Source organism: Kitasatospora sp. NPDC002543 (assembly GCF_053594915.1).
Window position 1 is genome coordinate 1 of record NZ_JBSFWR010000090.1, and the last position, 16,448, is coordinate 16,448.

Consider the following 16,448-nt stretch of genomic DNA (forward strand, 5'->3'; position numbering starts at 1 on the left):
GAGCCACTGCGGAGCATTGGCGACCGACGACAACGCGGCGAGGTGCGTGCCCCGGCGTCGCACGCCCGGCGGGAATTGTCAGACACGCCCTAGCACCAGCTCCGGGACGTCGGACGAGTAGACCCTGCCGGTCTGGACGGCCACCCGTACCTCCCGGATGTCCGCCCACGCGTAGGAACGCGCCCGGAGCAGCCCGGAGTACGTCACTCCGGCCGGCCCGTAGGAGATGCCGAACACCGGCGCGCGGACCGTCAGCACCGCGCCCACCGCGCCCATGACCAGGACCAGGACCAGGGCCAGGCCCATGCCCCGCGACGGCCGACCGGCCCTCGCCCGCCGCCGCCACCACGCCCGCCGCCATCACCACCGCGAGCAGCAGGAGCACGGCGCCCATCGGGAAGTAGACGAGCGACCAGGCCGTACGTCTCTTCCGCATGCCGTGCCCCCTTCCGCGGCGCGCGGCGCGCGGTGCCGTCCGGGCACCGGCATACGAACGGTGGCGACAGCCGCCGACGGGTGGGGCGGCGGGCGAGGGTGGCCGGGGCGGCGGGGTGACTCACGTGCTCGGCGTGGTGGGCGAGTTCGTCCCGCTGCCGCGCGGAGGCCAGGCACCTCACCGCGGCCGGACGGCGCCGCCACCGCCGTCCGGCGCGGGCGCGGGCGCGGGCGCCTGCTCGGTCTCCCCCCTCCCCCGGGCCAGCCGCCGGCGGGGGCGGGGCGGTGTTCCTCGAAGTGCGCATCACGGTCGGCGAGTTCGTCGCCCTGCCTGTGGGCGGTGTCGGCGGCCGCCGTCCGGGCTTCCGCCAGGCCCTGTCCGGGCGATCGAGTTCGCAGCAGTCCGTTACTGCCGCGGGATATCAATGCCCGCCGCGCGCAGGTGCCCCTCGACCAGCCCGTTCAGCCGGGCGATGGACGGTGCCTCGTCCTCCCGATGGTGGTTGATCACGCCGTACCGGGAGGCCGTGTCGGGCCCGTGCGGTCGCTTGGCCGGCAGCGTCAGCAGCGCGCGGACGCCCAGCAGGTTGGCGGCCACCGCTGAGGCCAGCTCCTCGATCCGCGGGTCGTCGGGATCCCAGGTCCTCGCCTCCCAGCCACGCTTGGTCAACTCAACGAATTCGGGGTCGTCGAGCCGGTGTTCGAGGTTGGCCAGGAAGAGGTCGAAGACCTCGGGAGTCAGTGCCCGCGACAGCACCAGGGCCTCCCGCTGGGTGGTGACGTAGTCGGGGCTGAAGTCGAGCTCGGCGAGTCGCTCCAGGACCGCGCAGGCCCGGTCGGGCAGCAGGGCGCGGTCACCGCGGGCGAGCCGGTGCAGGGTGTCGCGGCGGGCGGTCAGCTCCTCGATCTGTTCGGTGAGCCGGCGGCGGACGTCGTCCAGGGCGGTGGCGAACCGCTCGGGCTCGGCGTCGAGCAGCTCGCCGATCTCGGCCAGCGGCACGCCCGCCCCGGCCAGGGCCCGGACCTGGACAAGGCGCAGCAGGTCGGCCGAACCGTAGCGCCGGTAGCCGGAATGGTCCCGTTCCGGTTCGGCGACCAGGCCGAGCCGGTGGTAGTGCCGCACCGTCTTGACGGTGATCCCGACGAAAGCCGCCGCCTGGCCGATCGTGAGCCCTTCTGCCATGGAGCGAGAGTAACGCTCTTCCATCGGCTTGACCTTGACCTTGGGTCAAGGTCCACGCTCATCTCGTACCCGCTGACGCGAGATGAGGAATCACCATGAGTGAGCAGAACGCCGCCGCCGCGCAGGACCGCCCCGAGCTGCGGAAGGCCATGCAGGAGATCGTCGACGCCGGTTTCTCCGGTGTGCAGCTGCGCGTGAACGACGAGCTCGGCGAGTGGGTCGGCAGCGCCGGGGTGAGCGAGCTGGGCAGGACCGAGAAGCCGCCGATCGACGGGCACTTTCGGGTCGGCAGCGTCACCAAGACCTTCGTCGCGACCGTCGTCCTGCAGCTGGTGGCCGAGGGCCGGCTCGGCCTTGAGGACCTGGTGGCCGACCACTTGCCGGAGTTCCGGCTCGACCGGCGGATCACAGTACGGATGCTCCTGCAGCACACCAGCGGGCTGTTCAACTTCACCGGCGAGTTCTCCAAGGACGGGTCGGTCGAACCCGGTGTGGTCGCCGGTTGGGGCAAGGAGTGGGTGGAATTGCAGCACGCGACCTACCGGCCGGAGGAACTGGTGCGGGGGGCGTTGGCGAAGCCGGCGCGGTTCGAGCCGGGGACGGCCTGGAGCTACTCCAACACCAACTATGTCCTGGCCAGGCTGCTGATCGAGCAGGTCACCGGCCGCTCGCTGCCCGAGGAGGCGCACCGGCTGATCCTGGGCCCGCTCGGGCTGACGGGCACCCTACTGCCGGAGACCCGGGAGGACATCCCCGAGCCGCATGCCCACGGCTACTTCGGCTACGACGACGCCGGGCAGTGGAAGGTGGTCGACACAACGCGCTTCAACCCCTCCTGGGTATCCGCCGCCGGCGACATGATCTCGACCAGCCGGGACCTCCACACGTTCTTCTCCGCGCTGAACAGTGGCAAGCTCATCTCGACCGAGCTTCTGGCCGAGATGCGCGTCGCGGACCCCACGATGGGTTATGGCCTGGGGGTGTTCGTGGAGGAGCTGGACGGCGGCGGCACCGTCCTCCACCACAACGGAGGGTTCTGGGGCTGGGGCGCGATGATGTACAGCACGCCCGACGGCACCAAGACCCTGACCGGCTCGCTGACCTCCGGGGATGTCGAAATGGACCTGCCCACCATGGCCGGGACGTTCGAGAAGGTGAAGCAGACACTGGTCAAGGCGGTGTTCGCCTAAGCCCCATCCGGGCGATCATGTGCGGAGCCAGATGACGAGGGCGGCTCCCGCTGGAGCAGGCGCTCCCAGGTCCCGTCGGCCGACCACAGCCGGTGGCGCTCGTGGACCGTCGTCCAGGGACCGAACCGCTCGGGCAGATCCCGCCAGTGCACGCCGGTCCGCACCCGGTGCAGGATCCCGTCGATCACCTGCCGGTGGTCCCGCCACCGGCCACAACGCCTGTTGCTGACCGGCTGGAACGGCCGCAGCCGCTCCCACTCGGCATCCGTGAGATCTCCCCGCCCCGTGCCCGGACCAACGAGCACAGCGAGCGATAGTCACATGATCGACCGGACAAGTCCTAGCCGGCGGCGCCCGCCGCGATGACCTGCTCCGCGTCGGCGACGTGCCTGCTGACGCCCTGGGCGAACGTGGCCAGTTCCGCCGGGTGGGCCGCGATGTACTGCCGGTCGTAGGCGGCCTGGACGGCCACCGTGATCCCCATGAAGTTGGTGGACCGTTTGCAGGCGTCGTCGGCGGTCGCGGTGGCGAGTTCGGCCGGGGTGTGGCTGACGGGCGTCTCGGCACTCCGTGTCCGGTCGCGCCAGCGCGGGTCCATGTAGGCGGCCGCCGGGGTGGCGTAGGTGAAGCCTCGGTCCTTCATGCAGGTGCTCCACTGCCGGTCGGCGGCCACGACGCGGGGGTCCGTCAGGGGTTCTTTCGGCCCGCCGCCGGGCAGGGCCGAGGGGTCGGAGTTCAGGAACATCGCTCCGCCGACGGCGTCCAGGCCCGCTTGGAGGCAGCCGCCCTTGGGGACGGCCCGGCCCTGGAACTCGGTGACCGGGGTGCCGGTCGCATCCCGTCCGGTGAGTACCTGCCGGGTGGCGGCGGAGGCCGGCTGCCCGGTACCGACGGCCACGACGGCGTCGTAGCCGGTGGCGGCGACGCGGTCGGGCGCGAAGTAGCCGTAGAGCTGGGACCGGACGTCCCGGGCGGCGGGTTCGGTCCCGGCCGGGTCCGGGCCGGGGGCCTCCGTGATGCCGAGCCGTCGCAGGCAGTCGGCGCTCGTCAGATAGGCGGCCCGTTCCACGGTCCGGGTCTGCGCCGTGGTGGGGAGGTAGGCGTCGATCGGGCGTATCACCTGGCCGACGCCGGTGATGGTGGGGATCTCGCCCAGTTGCGGGGGCGCCGGGCGGGCGTCTCCGGTGCCGCAGCCCGCGAGGGCCGCCAGCAGGGCGAGCGTCAGGGCCGAGGTCGTGGAGCGTTTCATTTCCGTCCTCCGGGGGCGGGCGCGGCGGAACGGCACCCGCCACGGGCGACCGTGGGTCGGTGGCGGGTGCCGGATTCACGGGCCGGTGGGGCCGGGGATCACGTCCAGTTCGGGTTGTCGATCTCCAGCGCGTAGGTGATCACGCCGCCGAGGTAGCCGGTGGACTGACCGGGCTGCAGCTTGATGACGCCGCTGGAGTTGTAGAAGGCGGCCCAGTTCCACTGGGTCGACTCGTAGGTGACGTGGTCGATCTGGCCGATCCCGAACAGGCTGCTGGTGTTCTTGTAGCCGATGGAGCCCGCCGCGCAGTAGTTGCCGTTGCCGCTGGTGGTGACCGTGAGCCCGTTGGTGGGGCAGCCCACTCCGCCGATGGCGTTCGCCGGTGCCGCCACGGCCACCCCGGCCAGGGCGAGGCCGGCGGTGGCGGTGAGGGTGAGGAGCTTCCTGCCGATCTGCATGGGGAATCCTTCGGTCGAGGTATCGGGTACCGGGTGTCGAGGCGCCGGGGTGATCGCGGCCCATGAAGAGAATGGCCGTCGGACGCAACGGCGGTGCGAGTTGTTCGACCGGGGTCGGAGGATGGCAAACCGCCCCGAACTTGCACGGAACATGCCAAGAAATCCCCTGCAGGTCGCCGGACCGCCGGGGGAAGGAACGCGCTCGTCTTGCGCTCCACCGTGCGGCCCCGGCGGCCGGGAGTGCGGATCGCGAGGTCCGACCGCGGCCGCCGGGGGGCGGCGTGGGCCGTCGGCATCCCAGGAACCTGGGATACCGGCGATCGAGCGCGCGCTGACAAGCTGACGGCGGTCGGCCGGCCGGTCCCCGGAGCCGACCGCACAGCCCCGCCTCGGGGAGGAGGCGGAAGGGGGGAACAGGGGCGGGCGTCCGCACAGGGGGTGCCCGCCCCCGCTGCTACTGGTCGACTACTGGTCGACGGTGAAGACCACCGCCAGGCCGTCCGCCGCCGCCGTCCGGTAGAACTCCCGCAGGTCGGGGAAGAACGCCTCCGTGTAGTCGAGGTCCTCGTCTCCGCGCTCGCCGTCGTAGTCCTCGAACTCCAGCTCCGCGTACCGCTGCCGCAGCCACGCCCCGTCCAGCGGGGCGAGCGCCTCGGCCACCGCCCGGACCTGGGCCGGGTCCAGGTAGCAGACCTCGTAGTCCTCCCCCTCGTGCAGCGGCCGTCCGCCGAGGATCGCGTGCGACAGCGGGAACTCCCCGTTGTCGCCGTGCAGCCGGCCGTCCGTCAGGCAGCGGTGCAGCGCGTCCCACGCCTTGTCCAGCTCGCACACCCGCGGCACGTCCCAGGCCTCCTCGATCTCCTCCACCACCTCCCGCACCCGCTCGTCTCCGCCGCCCGCCAGCAGCCGCGCCGACTGGTCCCGCGTCAACGCGAACAGCACTCCCAAGCACGCCATCCCGGTGCCTCCTCTCCGCCCCGGATCCAACCGCACGCCACTGACAGCCGGTCGGCCGGTCGGCCTGGCTCCGGGGCGGCGGGGCCTACGCGGCGCAGGTGCGGTCGCGGGCGGGGAGGCGGCCGGTGGCGAGGTAGGCGTTGACGGCGGTGTCGACGCAGGAGCTGCCGTGGACGCCGTAGTTGGCGTGCTGGTTGGCGCCCGCGAGGGTGAGCAGGCGGGAGCCGGGGAGGCGGTCGTGCAGGGCGGTGCTGTCGGTGTAGGGGACGCGGGGGTCCCCGGTGGAGGCGACGATCAGGGCCGGGGCGTCGCGGCGGACCCGGACGGGGGCCTCGCGGGGGCTGTCCCAGAAGGCGCAGGGGGTGATGTTCTCGGCCAGCGGGGCGAACAGCGGGTGGGCGGCGCGCTCGCGCTGGATGTCGCGCCAGTACGTCTCGGGGTCGCGCGGAGCGGGCACGTCACCGCACAGGATCGCGGTCTGGACGCTGCCGACGGCGGAGCCGGCGGAGGTGAACACCGAGCGCAGGAACTCCGCGAACGCGGGCGGCAGGGGGGCGGTGCGGCCCCGGGCGGCCCGGGCGAGCAGGGCCGCCTGCTCGGCCAGGGCGGCGCGCGCCGGGTCGGTGTCGTCGGCCATCCCCGTGAAGAGCAGGGCGGGGACCTGGCTGTCGTCGAGGCGGAAGGTGTCGGGGGCGGTGCCGACGGTGAGCGGTTCCCGGGAGGAGGCGGCGATGACGCCGTCGACGGTGGCGCGCACCTCGCCGCGGGTGCGGCCGAGGCCGTAGGTGCTGTCGCGCGCGGCCGTCCAGTCGGCCCAGTCGTCGTACGCCTTCTCGTTCGCGGCCTCGGTTCCCTTCATGAGGCGGGGGTTGTAGCGGTCGGGGTCCAGGGCGCTGTCGAGGACCACCCGGTCGTAGCGGGTGGGGAACATCTGGGTGTAGGCCGTGCCCAGGTAGGTGCCGTAGGAGTAGCCCAGGTAGGAGATCTTCCGTTCGCCGAGCACGCCGCGGACGACGTCGATGTCGCGGGCGGTGTTGCGCGTGGTGACGTGCGGCAGGACGTCGGCGTTGGTGGCCCGGCAGCGCTCCGCGACGTCCCGGGCCCGGGCGGTCTGGCGGTCGAAGCCGGCCCGGTCGGGGCCGGCCGACAGCAGGCCGGGCCCGGAGGACAGCCCGCAGTCCAGCGGGGTGCTGCGGCCTGTGAAGCGCGGGTCCATGCCGATCACGTCGTAGCGGGCGCCGGTCTCCTTCATCGCGGGGCGCACGGTGAGCCCGATGCCGAGGCCGGGGCCGCCCGGGCCTCCGGGGTTGACCAGCAGGGAGCCGATGCGGTGGCGGGTGTCGGTGGCCTTGAGCCGGGATATGGCGACGGTGATGGTCCGGCCGCCGGGGTCGCCGTAGTCGAGCGGGACGGTCACGTCCGCGCAGCGCGCGCCCGCGGCGTCGAGGGCGCGGCCCGTCGGGTCGTCCCCGGCCCGGGCGCAGCCGTGCCAGTCGGGGCGCTGCTGGTAGTAGCGGCCGAGTCCGGCGGCGGGGGTCGCGTCGGCGGAGGCGGAGGCGGAGGCGGAGGCCGCGGGGGGTGCCGCGGCGAGGGCGGCGGGGGCGGCGGCCAGGCAGGTGGTGAGGCCGGCGGCGAGGGCGAGTCCCGCGGCCGAGGCGCGCCGGGCGGTGGTGCCGGTGGTGGTCATGCTGCTTTCTCCCGGGGGTGGCGGACACGTGCGGCCCGGAGGGCGTCCGGGCCGTGCCGGTCGAGCCTCCCAGCGCGCCCCGCCCGCGGGCATCGCCGTACGGCACGAACTGGCGGTACGTCAGACGCAGCAGGGCCGGCCTTCCGTGTACGTCCGGTGCAGCACCCGGCCGCAGCCGGTCGGCGGGCGCGGGCGCGTGCGGGAGCGTGTCGGGGATTCCGCGGGGCCGGCGGCCCGCTCCGTCACACGGCCGAAACGCCCACGAAGTATCGTCGGGCCCCTGAGCGCGATCACTGGACAACGGAGGTACTGCGCATGGGCGTTGACACCGAGCGGCCCACCTTCCTGCTGGTCCACGGCGCCTGGCACGGGGCCTGGTGCTGGGATCCGGTGCGCGAGGCGCTGGACGGCGACGGCTGGCGCTCGCACACCGTGGACCTGCCCAGCACCGGCTCCCCGGACGGCCGGCCGGCGGGTGTGCCGGACGACGCGCGGGCCGTCCGGGAGGGCCTGCGGCGCATCGACGGACCGGTGGTGGTGGTCGCCCACTCCTACGGCGGCGTGCCCGCGACGGAGGCCGTCGCGGGTGCCGCCGGCGTGGTCCGGGTGGTGTATGTCGCGGGGTTCCAACTGGACGTGGGCGAGAGCCTGTTCAGCTGTCTCGGCGCGCCCGTGCCGGACGACGACAGCGGCCAGGCCCCGCCCTACCGGGACGCGCGGAACGTCCTGTTCGCCGACGTGCCCGAGGCCGAGGCGGAGCGTGCCGTCGCCCGGCTGCGGCCGCAGAGCGTCCGTTCCTTCACCGAGCCGGTGACCACGGCGGGTTGGCGCACCGTGCCGTCCAGCTACGTCGTCTGCGAGCACGACCGGGCGCTCGATCCGGCCCGGCAGCACCGGCTCGCCGCCCGGGCCGGTTCCGTCCACCGGCTGCCGAGCGGCCACTCGCCGTTCCTCTCCATGCCCCGGCGGCTCGCCGCCCTGCTGGGCCGGACCGCGTCCTGCGGGGGGTGAGGGGCGGCGCCGGGGCGGGGTTCGTCACCCGCAGATCTGGGAGCCCGCGCTTCCGTTGGGGTAGGCGAGGTTGACGCCGGTGTCGGCGTACCCGGTGCCGCACGCGCGCGTGTTCGGCGTGTGGACCATGAGGCTCCACTGGTACGGCTGGCCGGACGCGGAGGACGGGCTGCGGCCGTACCAGCCGGTGCCGCCGTCCGACGTCGACGCCGTGCGGTGGATCTTCGCGCCGTTGCCGCACGGCTGGCCGCTGCAGTTGGTGACCTGCGAGTACACGCGGATCCACTGCGTCAGGCAGCTGGGGCTGTACCGCATCTCGATCGTGCCGATCCGGTCGCCGGCGCTGGTCTTCAGCGGGGCGGAGGACAGCGTCGTGGAGTTGTTCGAACAGCCGGTGCTCTGGGGGTCCTTTCCGTCGTAGGAACCGGCGGCCTGGGCCTGGGAGGTGCCGCCGAGCGTCAGGCCGATCGTGCAGGCGAGGACGGCCAACGCCGACGCCGCCGTCTTGCGGCGGGCACCGCTGGTGTCGCGCATCGAAAGGTCCCTTCGTGGGTGAGCCGATCGCTCGCACCAGCGTGACCGGCGCCCGTTGACGGCCGATAAACCGTCGATGGACACCGTCTCGTCGGCCGGGCGAGGGGCTTCGTTCACCGAAGGGCGGAGTGGACCGGCGGGCCGCCTCCCCCGTCCTCGGCGGTCGGGACGGGCTTCGGGGGGCCGTCCGGCCCCTCGCCCGGGGCGGTCGGGCTCCGGGCGAGGGGCCGGGTGAGGGGCCTGCGGTCACTCCCGGTGCGTGACGACCGCGAGGGCCCGTTCGCGGACGTCCGCGCTGGGGTGGCGGCGCAGTTCGCGCAGCAGGTCCCGCCATTCCGGGGGCCAGCCGAGACGGCTGCCGCAGGCTTCCGTCAGCGCCGTCGCGAACAGGGCGGCGGCCGGGCCGGTGTCGCCCTGGCGGCGGGCGGTCCGGGCCAGCGCGTCGGGTGTGCCGGGCGGCGGCAGCGGGCCCGAGGCGTGCTCGCCCAGCAGGGCCTGGGCGGTGAGGGCGGCTGCGGCGGGCCGGCCGTGGTGGGCGGCGGCGAGGGCGTCGAGCGCGGCCGTCAGGGCCTGCGGTCCGGCGGCCGGGTCGACCAGCCGGCGCAGCGCGGTCGCCCTGACGCCGGCGAGCTCGGGTTCGGCGGCGAGCAGCTCGGCGACGCCGGCGAGCAGCGGGCGGTGGCGGTCGTCGGCGGGGAGGTCGGCGAGGTGGGTCAGCCTCCGGCGGGCCGGCAGGTCCCGGTCGTCCCCGGCGTCGGGGGCGTCCGCCCGTACGGCGGCGGCGAGTTCGGCGAGGGTGTCGTGCAGCAGGCTGCCGGGGGCGGCGCCGCCGAGCGGGTGCGGCAGCCCGGAGGCCGCGAGGGCGCGGACGGCGTCCGCACCCTGGCGCCAGCCGCCTCGGACGGCCGGATCGGTGACGGCCCGCCGGGCCACGTCCGCGGTGTCCGGGGCCCAGGCGGCCCACTGCGGCAGGACGGCGAGGGCGGGTGCCGCGACCTCCGGGTCGGACGCGGCGGCGACGGAGGCCACCAGGCGGGCGTAGCGGGCCCGGTGGGCGGCGGGCAGGTGGCGCGGGTCGGTGCGCAGGACGGCGAGGCGCACGGGCGGCGGGGCCTGCCCGGCGGCCTCGGCGAGCAGGCCCCAGACGGGTTCGGCGTCCAGCAGCGCGGTGCTGAAGGCGACTGCGGCGGCACGGACGTCGCGGTGCTGGTCCTCGGTGCGGTACGCGGCCACCAGGAGGTCGGCGGCGGTGCGCGGCGGCAGGTGTTCGGCGGCCAGCCGTACGGCTTCCTTGCGGCTGGTCACCTTGCTGCCCCGGGTCCCGGAGAGCAGCGTGCCGAGGTGTCCGGCGAGTTCGCCGGGCGGGGTGAAGCGGGCGGCGCGGGTGGCGGCGTACACCGCGACCCGGGCGCGGTCGCCGCCCGCGTGGGCCAGCAGGTCGGGCAGGGCGTCGGCGGGCCGGTCGGTCCGGGCGAGCGCGGCGAGGGCGGCCTCGGCGAGCACCACCTCGGCGGAGTCCAGTCGGGCGCGGACGACCGCCTCGCCGTACTCGGGGATCGCGGCGGCGGCGTGGACGGCGGCGGCGCGTCCGTGCAGCGGCAGGGTGGGGTCGTCGGCGGTCGCGGCGGCGAGCCGGGCGGCGGCCTGCCACTGGCGGGGCGTCCAGCGCTTCGCCGACCAGGTGGGGGGCATGGGTGCCCGCCGCGGGCGCTTCAGGAACCTCCCGTACGGCGGTACGGGGGCGAGCAGCGGGTCGAGCAGGTCGGTGCGCCGTTCGGCCAGCACGTGGTGGACGGCCGGCAGGACGGCGGCGGAGGGTTCGAGTTCGAGGATCCCGGCGACCCTGGCGTCGCGGGTGCGCGGGTCGTCCAGCCACAGGGAGGCGGCGGTCGTGAACGCGCCGTCCGACCCGAACTGGAGGGCGTGCAGGAGGAGTTCCTGCAGTTCGGGGATGCCGCGGGCGCGGCGGCCGAGCGAGCGGGCCAGGGTGAACAGCAGCCAGTACTCGGCGGTGTCGGCCATGGCGTCGAGCCATGGCCGCAGGGTCGCGAACACGGCGTGCTCCTGGCCGCGCCGCAGCCGGTGCTCCAGTCGGCCGAGTTCAACCGTGCCGGTCTGCCCGGCGATCCGCCGCAGGCTCCGCAGCGCCCAGTCGACCAGTTCGGTGGCGCCGGTGACGGCGTGTTCGCGCAGCACGTCGGCGATCAGTCGCTGGAGGGCGGCCCGGGTGGCGTAGGAGCAGTCGCGGGCGTCGACCGCGTCCCCCACGGCGGTGTCGAGGGCGGGCACCGCCGCCGGGGTCAGCAGCCGGGCGGGCACCCGGGCGAGCGCGGTCAGGGCCGCGCAGCGCACCGGGTCCTGTTCGTTGCGCAGCCGCGGGAGCAGCCCGAGGGCGTCCTGGACGGCGGCCCGGTCGTCGCCGGCGGCGGCGTTGGCGAGCAGGCCGGTCCAGGCGGCGGCCCGGTCGGCGGCGTCCGCGCGGGAGAGGGCGGCCCGCAGTTCCGGCTGGGCCTCCTCGGGGGGCAGGTGGGCCAGGACGGGGACGACCTGGGGCCAGGGGCGGCCCTCGGCGCGGCGTGCGGCGGCCTGCCGCCGGGCCTCGGCGTGGCGGCGGGCGTGGGGGAACAGCGGTAGCAGCAGGGCCAGTTCGGCTTCCTGCGGGAGGGCGTCGGCGTACACGGCGTCGAGGAAGGCGTCGCGCCGGGACGGCGGAAGGGCGCGCAGCAGGGCGGCGAGGCAGGTGGGTGAGGCCAGCCAGTGGCGGCCGAGGGCGGGGAGCGAGGGCGGGTCGGCGCGCGCCAGTCGGCGCAGTGTGCCGCTGGTGGGCGGCGCGGTGTACCGCTCGACCGCGCCGCGTCGCGGGTCGGCGAGGACGCGGACGGTGCGTTCGGCGTCCGCGGCGGCCAGCGCCGGCAGGGAGGAGCGGCGCAGCGGGAGGTCCGGGCCGAACCGCTCCAGCAGGTCGAGGACCCGTTCGGGGCGGGTGCGCGCGGTGGTGGCGAGGACGTCGGCGAGGGCGGGCCAGTGCCTGAGCCGCAGTGTCTCGGGGTGCTCGGCGAGGACCTGGTCGAGGTGGTCCAGGACCTCGTCGGGGAAGCGTGCGGCGAGGCGGGCGAGCGGTGCGGCGTGGGCGAGGTGGGGCAGGGTCCGGGCGACGAACGCGGGGCCGCAGGCGGGGAGCAGGCGGGCGGCTTCGGCGTCGCCCCATTCGGCGCGCAGGCGCTCGACCAGTCGTTCGGCGAGCCGGTGGCGGCGGCCCTGCCGGACGATGCCGGTCAGCTGGCGGCGCAGGACGCAGGAGGCTCCGGTGAAGGCCGCCTCGATCGCCTCGTCCGGGACGTCCTGGGTGCGGGCGGCGCGCAGGGCGTGTGCGCGGACCACCGGGTCGGGGTCGGTCAGCCGCTCGGCGAGGTGGCCGGTGGCGCGGGCGGCGGTCGCGGCGAGGGCGGCCAGCCGTCGGCCGTGGGTGCCGGAGCGTTCGAGCGCGGACAGCAGTCCGGGGAGTTCCTTGTCGGGGTCGAGTTGTCGGGCCGTACGGGCGACGAGCTGTTGGCGCTCCGGGTGGGAGAGCGGGTCGAGGTCGGCGAGCAGCTGATCGGCTTCGTACGGCATGCGGTCATTGTGGCCGGGCCGGGCGGTGCCTCCCACTGGTTTTCCGCTGCCGCGACCGCGTGCGGGGGTGTCGGCCGGGCGGCGGGCGGCTCGGGTTCGGGGGTTCGGGGCTCGGGCAGCCCCGCGGTGTGGCGGGGCTGCCGTCTCCCAGGAGGTTAGGAGCCGGAGCGTTCCGGTCGCCGGCTCCTGACGGCCGGGAAGACGCGCTGCCGAGAACCGGCGACGCCGTGCCGAGTCGGCGCCGGCGCGGGGACGGGCCGTCAGCGGTGGCCCAGCACGTTGACCACCCGTCCGCTGGGGTCGCGGACGAAGAACCGCCGCACGCCCCACTCCTCGTCCTGCAGCGGGTGGACGATCTCCGCGCCGCTCGCCCGCATGACCGCGTAGGCCGCGTCCACGTCGTCCACCTCGACGCTCATGTCGGGGGCGACGGGCGCGGTCCGGTCCCCGGCCATGACGCTGATCTGCGCCGAGGGGGCGGACGGGGAGGCGAGCGTCATGATCCAGCCGTGGTTCATCACCTCCTCGAAGCCCAGCAGGCCGTAGAACTCCCGGCTCTCCTGCGCGGCCTGCGACCGGATGTTGGGCACGACACGGCGAACTGCCATCGACGACTCCGAACGAGAGCGAACCTGTTTTCTGTGTCTCCGCAGGCGTACTACAGCACGTCCGGCCGCGCGTGCCGCATCGGGGGCGGGGCGTCGCGGCCGTAACGGACGGCGGGCGGGCGCCGGCCGGGGGGCCTGCCCCCGGATCCGGCCCCGGGGGTGCCCCCCGGTGAGGACGGTGGTCCTCCCCAGCGCGCCGCGGGCACCGCCGGCGTGAGGATCGACCCATCGAACGCCGAGGTCGTCGGCGTTCCCTCGAGTCGGGGTGATCACAACGATGGCAGGCAACGAGCGGATCGCGCGGCGCGGACTGCTGGCGGCGGCGGCAGCGGCCACCGCGGCGGCCGTGCTGGCACCGGTGGCGGCGGTCGCCGCGCCGGCCGCGGCCAAGGACGCCGGTACGGGCACGGGTACCGGTACGGGCGCGGGCGCGGATCCGGCGACGGCGCGGCGCTCCGTCGTGGTGGAGGCGTTGGAGAGCGTCGCCCGGCCGCTGCGGACGACGGAACCCGGCGGTGGCACCGCCGATCTGAGCGCGCTGGTCCGGATGATCGGCGACGCCGAGGTGGTCGGCCTCGGCGAGGCCACCCACGGCTCGCACGAGTTCTTCGCGATGAAGCACCGCCTGTTCCGCTGCCTCGTCGAGGAGCGGGGCTTCACCACCTTCGCCCTGGAGACGAGTTGGACCAGCGGTCTGCGGATCGACGAGTACGTCCGGGGCGGCCCGGGCGACGCGCGGCAGGTCGTCAAGGAGGCCCTGGGCGACAGCCCGTGGGACCGCGAGGAGTTCGCCGACCTGATCGCCTGGATGCGGTCCTACAACGCGGGCCACCCGCGGAAGCCGGTCCGCTTCCTGGGCGACGACCTCGGCCTGCCGAGGCTCGGCGACCGGATCTTCGACGAGGTCACCTCCTACGTGCGCGGGGTCCGCCCCGACCTCCTCCCCCGGCTCGAGGGGCTCTACGCGGGCCTGCGGCCGTTCGACGACGCCTTCGCCCACCTGAAGAGGCCGCTCGCCGAGCGCCGGGACGACGCCGCCACCGCGCAGCGGGCGCTCGACCTGGTCACCGCGGTCGGGGCCGGGGACGGGACGACGGACGGGGCGAGGGGCGGGGCGAGGGGCGGGGCCTCCGGCGACGACGCCCACGCGTGGGCCGTGCAGCACGCCCGGAACATCGCCCAGACCTTCGCCTTCGCCGCGATGGACCTCGACGACCCCGCCTCCGTGTCCGCCTCGGAGCAGCTGCGCGACCGGGCGATGGCGGACAACACCGCGTGGTGGCAGCGCCGCACCGGCGGCAGGGTGCTGCTGTCGGCGCACAACGGGCACGTCGGCTACCTGTCCACCGACACCTTCCTGTACCCCCACCCGCAGGGCGCCCGGCTGCGGGAGGCCTACGGCGGCGGCTACGTGGCTGTGGGCTTCACCTTCGCCGGCGGCTCCTTCCTCACCAACGACGCGGTGCTGAGCAGCGATTGGAAGACCGTCACCGTGCCGGCGGCCACGCCGGACATGAACGAGTACACCCTCGACCGGGTCCGCCACCGGGACTACTACGTCGACCTGCGCACCGCTCCCCGGGCGGCACGCGACTGGCTGGACGTCTCCCGCCCCACCTACGACGCGGGCTCGGTCTACGTCGCCGACCCGATGCCGCGGCTCGCGATCGGCCGGGCCTACGACGTCCTGGTCCACCTGCACCAGGTCACCCAGGCACGCAAGTTCTGACCGCGCGCGTTCCGGCCGCGGCGCGGAGGCCGTCCCGGCCGTCGGCACCCCTCGCGCCCGGCCGCCGGTGCGTGGTTGTCACGGTGGCCGGGCTCTGCGCCGTCGGCGGCGGGCCCGGACGGCCACCCCGAGGGGAGGGGGTGGGTGCCGTCCGGGCCGCTCCCTGCCGACCCGTTCCTCGTCTCACCCCGATCCGGCCGGCCAAACCTGCGGATCGGGGGCTCGGCCTCAGCCGCCGCAGGTCTGGTCCTTCGCGGGCAGCCGGCCCGTGGTCAGGTAGCGGGTGACGTCGGCGTCCGCGCAGGACGGGCCGGCCACCACGACGCCGTGGCCCTCGCCGCCGTTCACCGTGACCATCCGCGCGCCGTGCAGGGCCCGGCGCATGCCCCGGGCCATCTCCAGCGTCGCCTGCGGGTCCCACTGGTTCTGCACGATCAGCGCGTTGACGTCGTTGTCGACCACGGTGGCGGGTTCCCCGCCCGTCGGCTTCCAGAACGCGCACGGCTGGATGTTGGCTCCCAGGTCGCCGGCCAGCGGGTACCTGGCCCGGTCGCGGGCCGCGTCGCGGCGGTACTGCTCGGGGTCGCGCGGCCAGTCGCGGGAGTCGCCGCAGAAGACGGCCCACACGGCGGCGGTCGTGTTGTCGGAGGCGACGCCCGCCGGTACGGCCGGAACGGCGGGCCCGCCCGCGGCCGCGGCCTTCAGCGCGGCGATCCAGGGGGTGACGGCCTCGACGTGGACGAAGGCGGCGTACCCGGCGCGGATGGCGTCGCCGTCGAGCGTGCCGTCCTCGGTCGGGACGGGCGTGCGGTCGGCGTGGGCGACCAGGTCCCAGTAGGTCCTGCGGACCTCGGCGGCGGTGGCGCCCAGGCCGTAGGTGGCGTCGCGGGCGGCGGCCCACTCGGTCCACCGGGTGAAGGCGCGTTCGGCCCCCACCGACGCCTCCCGGAGCGTCCCCCGCCACGCGAGCGCCGGGTCGAGCGCGCTGTCGAGCACGAACCGGTCCGAGCGCTGGGGGAACATCTGGGTGTAGACGGCGCCCAGGTAAGTCCCGTAGGAGTACCCGAAGTAGGAGATCCTCCGCTCGCCCAGCACCGCCCGGACGACGTCCATGTCGCGGGCCGTGTTGCGGGTGGTGAGGTGGGGCAGCACGTCCCCGGACTTGGCCCGGCACTTGTCGGCCACCGACTTGGCCCGGTCCACGTCCTTCGCGAACGTCCGTGCGTTGTAGGGGTGTTGGAAGGTCCGCTCGTCTTCCGTCAGGTCGCAGCCGATCGGCGAGCTCTGCCCGACCCCGCGCGGGTCGAAGCCGATCAGGTCGAACCGCTCCCGCACCTGCGCGGACAGCAGCGGCTCCATCTCCACGGGCATGGTCAGCCCCGGGACGCCCGGGCCCCCGGGGTTCATCAGCAGCACGCCGTGCCGTTCCTTCGCGCTGCCCGCCTTGACCCGCGATATCGCGATGTCGATCTTCCGGCCCGCCGGGGCCCCGTAGTCGAGCGGCACCTTGACCTTCGCGCACTCGAACGCGGCCGGCCCGCCCGCGTCGCAGCGCTCCCACCGGAGTTCCTGCTGCGCGTACCGCTGGAGCGGATCGCCCGCCGCGAACGCCGTCGCGGGGGTGAGGGCCGCCAGCGCGGCCGTCACCGCCCCGACCGTGACCACGGAAATCGTTCGCCCGTCCTGCAGCGCCATGCCGGTCCTCCGTACGGAATCAAGTGCCTCGGTGCCTCCAGTCTCCGGGCGGCCCGGCCCGCGCCGCGTACGGCGCGGGAACGGGCTCGGGATCCGACTC

General features: G+C 75.1%; 13 protein-coding genes and 1 pseudogene. 3 read left to right on the forward strand and 11 right to left on the reverse strand.

All coding sequences use genetic code 11. The features are described 5' to 3' along the window. Positions 1-78: 78 nt before the first annotated feature. Complete coding sequence (locus tag ACWD4P_RS29290) at positions 79-306, reverse strand: hypothetical protein (protein WP_449781696.1); 228 nt, start codon at positions 304-306, stop codon at positions 79-81. A 535-nt stretch (positions 307-841) separates the two neighbouring features. Next, on the reverse strand, positions 842-1,618 hold the full coding sequence (locus tag ACWD4P_RS29295) for a MerR family transcriptional regulator (RefSeq protein WP_359831089.1): 777 nt from the start codon (positions 1,616-1,618) through the stop codon (positions 842-844). Between the two features lie 95 nt (positions 1,619-1,713). Between ACWD4P_RS29295 and ACWD4P_RS29300 the strand changes: the two genes are divergently transcribed. Next, positions 1,714-2,808 carry a serine hydrolase domain-containing protein gene (locus ACWD4P_RS29300; protein WP_449781697.1) on the forward strand — a complete coding sequence of 365 codons (1,095 nt, stop codon included), beginning with the start codon at positions 1,714-1,716 and terminating at the stop codon, positions 2,806-2,808. Positions 2,809-2,858: 50 nt separating this feature from the next. Here the strand turns inward: ACWD4P_RS29300 and ACWD4P_RS29305 are convergent. From ACWD4P_RS29305 to ACWD4P_RS29325, 5 genes and pseudogenes are all read right to left on the reverse strand, one after another. Then, a pseudogene (locus tag ACWD4P_RS29305) lies at positions 2,859-3,113 on the reverse strand (transposase); the annotation flags it as partial. 35 nt (positions 3,114-3,148) lie between these two features. Next, positions 3,149-4,057, reverse strand: a complete 909-nt coding sequence (locus ACWD4P_RS29310) for a hypothetical protein (RefSeq protein WP_449781698.1) — start codon at positions 4,055-4,057, stop codon at positions 3,149-3,151. Between the two features lie 98 nt (positions 4,058-4,155). Beyond that, positions 4,156-4,515, reverse strand: a complete 360-nt coding sequence (locus ACWD4P_RS29315; RefSeq protein ID WP_359818837.1) for a hypothetical protein — start codon at positions 4,513-4,515, stop codon at positions 4,156-4,158. A 465-nt stretch (positions 4,516-4,980) separates the two neighbouring features. Continuing rightward, positions 4,981-5,472 carry a YfbM family protein gene (locus ACWD4P_RS29320; RefSeq protein ID WP_449781699.1) on the reverse strand — a complete coding sequence of 164 codons (492 nt, stop codon included), beginning with the start codon at positions 5,470-5,472 and terminating at the stop codon, positions 4,981-4,983. A gap of 85 nt (positions 5,473-5,557) precedes the next feature. Further along, positions 5,558-7,159 carry an alpha/beta fold hydrolase gene (locus ACWD4P_RS29325; protein ID WP_449781700.1) on the reverse strand — a complete coding sequence of 534 codons (1,602 nt, stop codon included), beginning with the start codon at positions 7,157-7,159 and terminating at the stop codon, positions 5,558-5,560. Positions 7,160-7,474: 315 nt separating this feature from the next. Between ACWD4P_RS29325 and ACWD4P_RS29330 the strand changes: the two genes are divergently transcribed. Then, entirely contained in the window at positions 7,475-8,170 is a 696-nt protein-coding gene (locus ACWD4P_RS29330) for an alpha/beta fold hydrolase (RefSeq protein WP_449781701.1), read from the forward strand. Between the two features lie 24 nt (positions 8,171-8,194). Here the strand turns inward: ACWD4P_RS29330 and ACWD4P_RS29335 are convergent, their stop codons facing one another. The 3 genes from ACWD4P_RS29335 to ACWD4P_RS29345 all read right to left on the reverse strand — a co-directional run bounded on the left by ACWD4P_RS29335 (position 8,195) and on the right by ACWD4P_RS29345 (position 12,924). Next, a complete protein-coding gene (locus ACWD4P_RS29335; protein ID WP_449781702.1) occupies positions 8,195-8,704 on the reverse strand; it encodes a DUF2690 domain-containing protein in 510 nt (169 codons plus the stop codon). 246 nt (positions 8,705-8,950) lie between these two features. Then, entirely contained in the window at positions 8,951-12,316 is a 3,366-nt protein-coding gene (locus tag ACWD4P_RS29340; RefSeq protein WP_449781703.1) for a hypothetical protein, read from the reverse strand. Positions 12,317-12,576: 260 nt separating this feature from the next. Then, the gene (locus tag ACWD4P_RS29345) at positions 12,577-12,924 is read right to left on the reverse strand and encodes a VOC family protein (protein WP_449781704.1); all 348 of its coding nucleotides are present in this window, start codon (positions 12,922-12,924) and stop codon (positions 12,577-12,579) included. A 277-nt stretch (positions 12,925-13,201) separates the two neighbouring features. Between ACWD4P_RS29345 and ACWD4P_RS29350 the strand changes: the two genes are divergently transcribed. Beyond that, positions 13,202-14,653 (forward strand): erythromycin esterase family protein, encoded by a 1,452-nt coding sequence (locus ACWD4P_RS29350; RefSeq protein WP_449781705.1) that lies wholly within the window; start codon positions 13,202-13,204, stop codon positions 14,651-14,653. Positions 14,654-14,881: 228 nt separating this feature from the next. Here ACWD4P_RS29350 and ACWD4P_RS29355 read toward each other — a convergent pair whose 3' ends face one another. Then, positions 14,882-16,348 (reverse strand): alpha/beta hydrolase, encoded by a 1,467-nt coding sequence (locus tag ACWD4P_RS29355; protein ID WP_359818816.1) that lies wholly within the window; start codon positions 16,346-16,348, stop codon positions 14,882-14,884. Positions 16,349-16,448 lie beyond the last annotated feature (100 nt).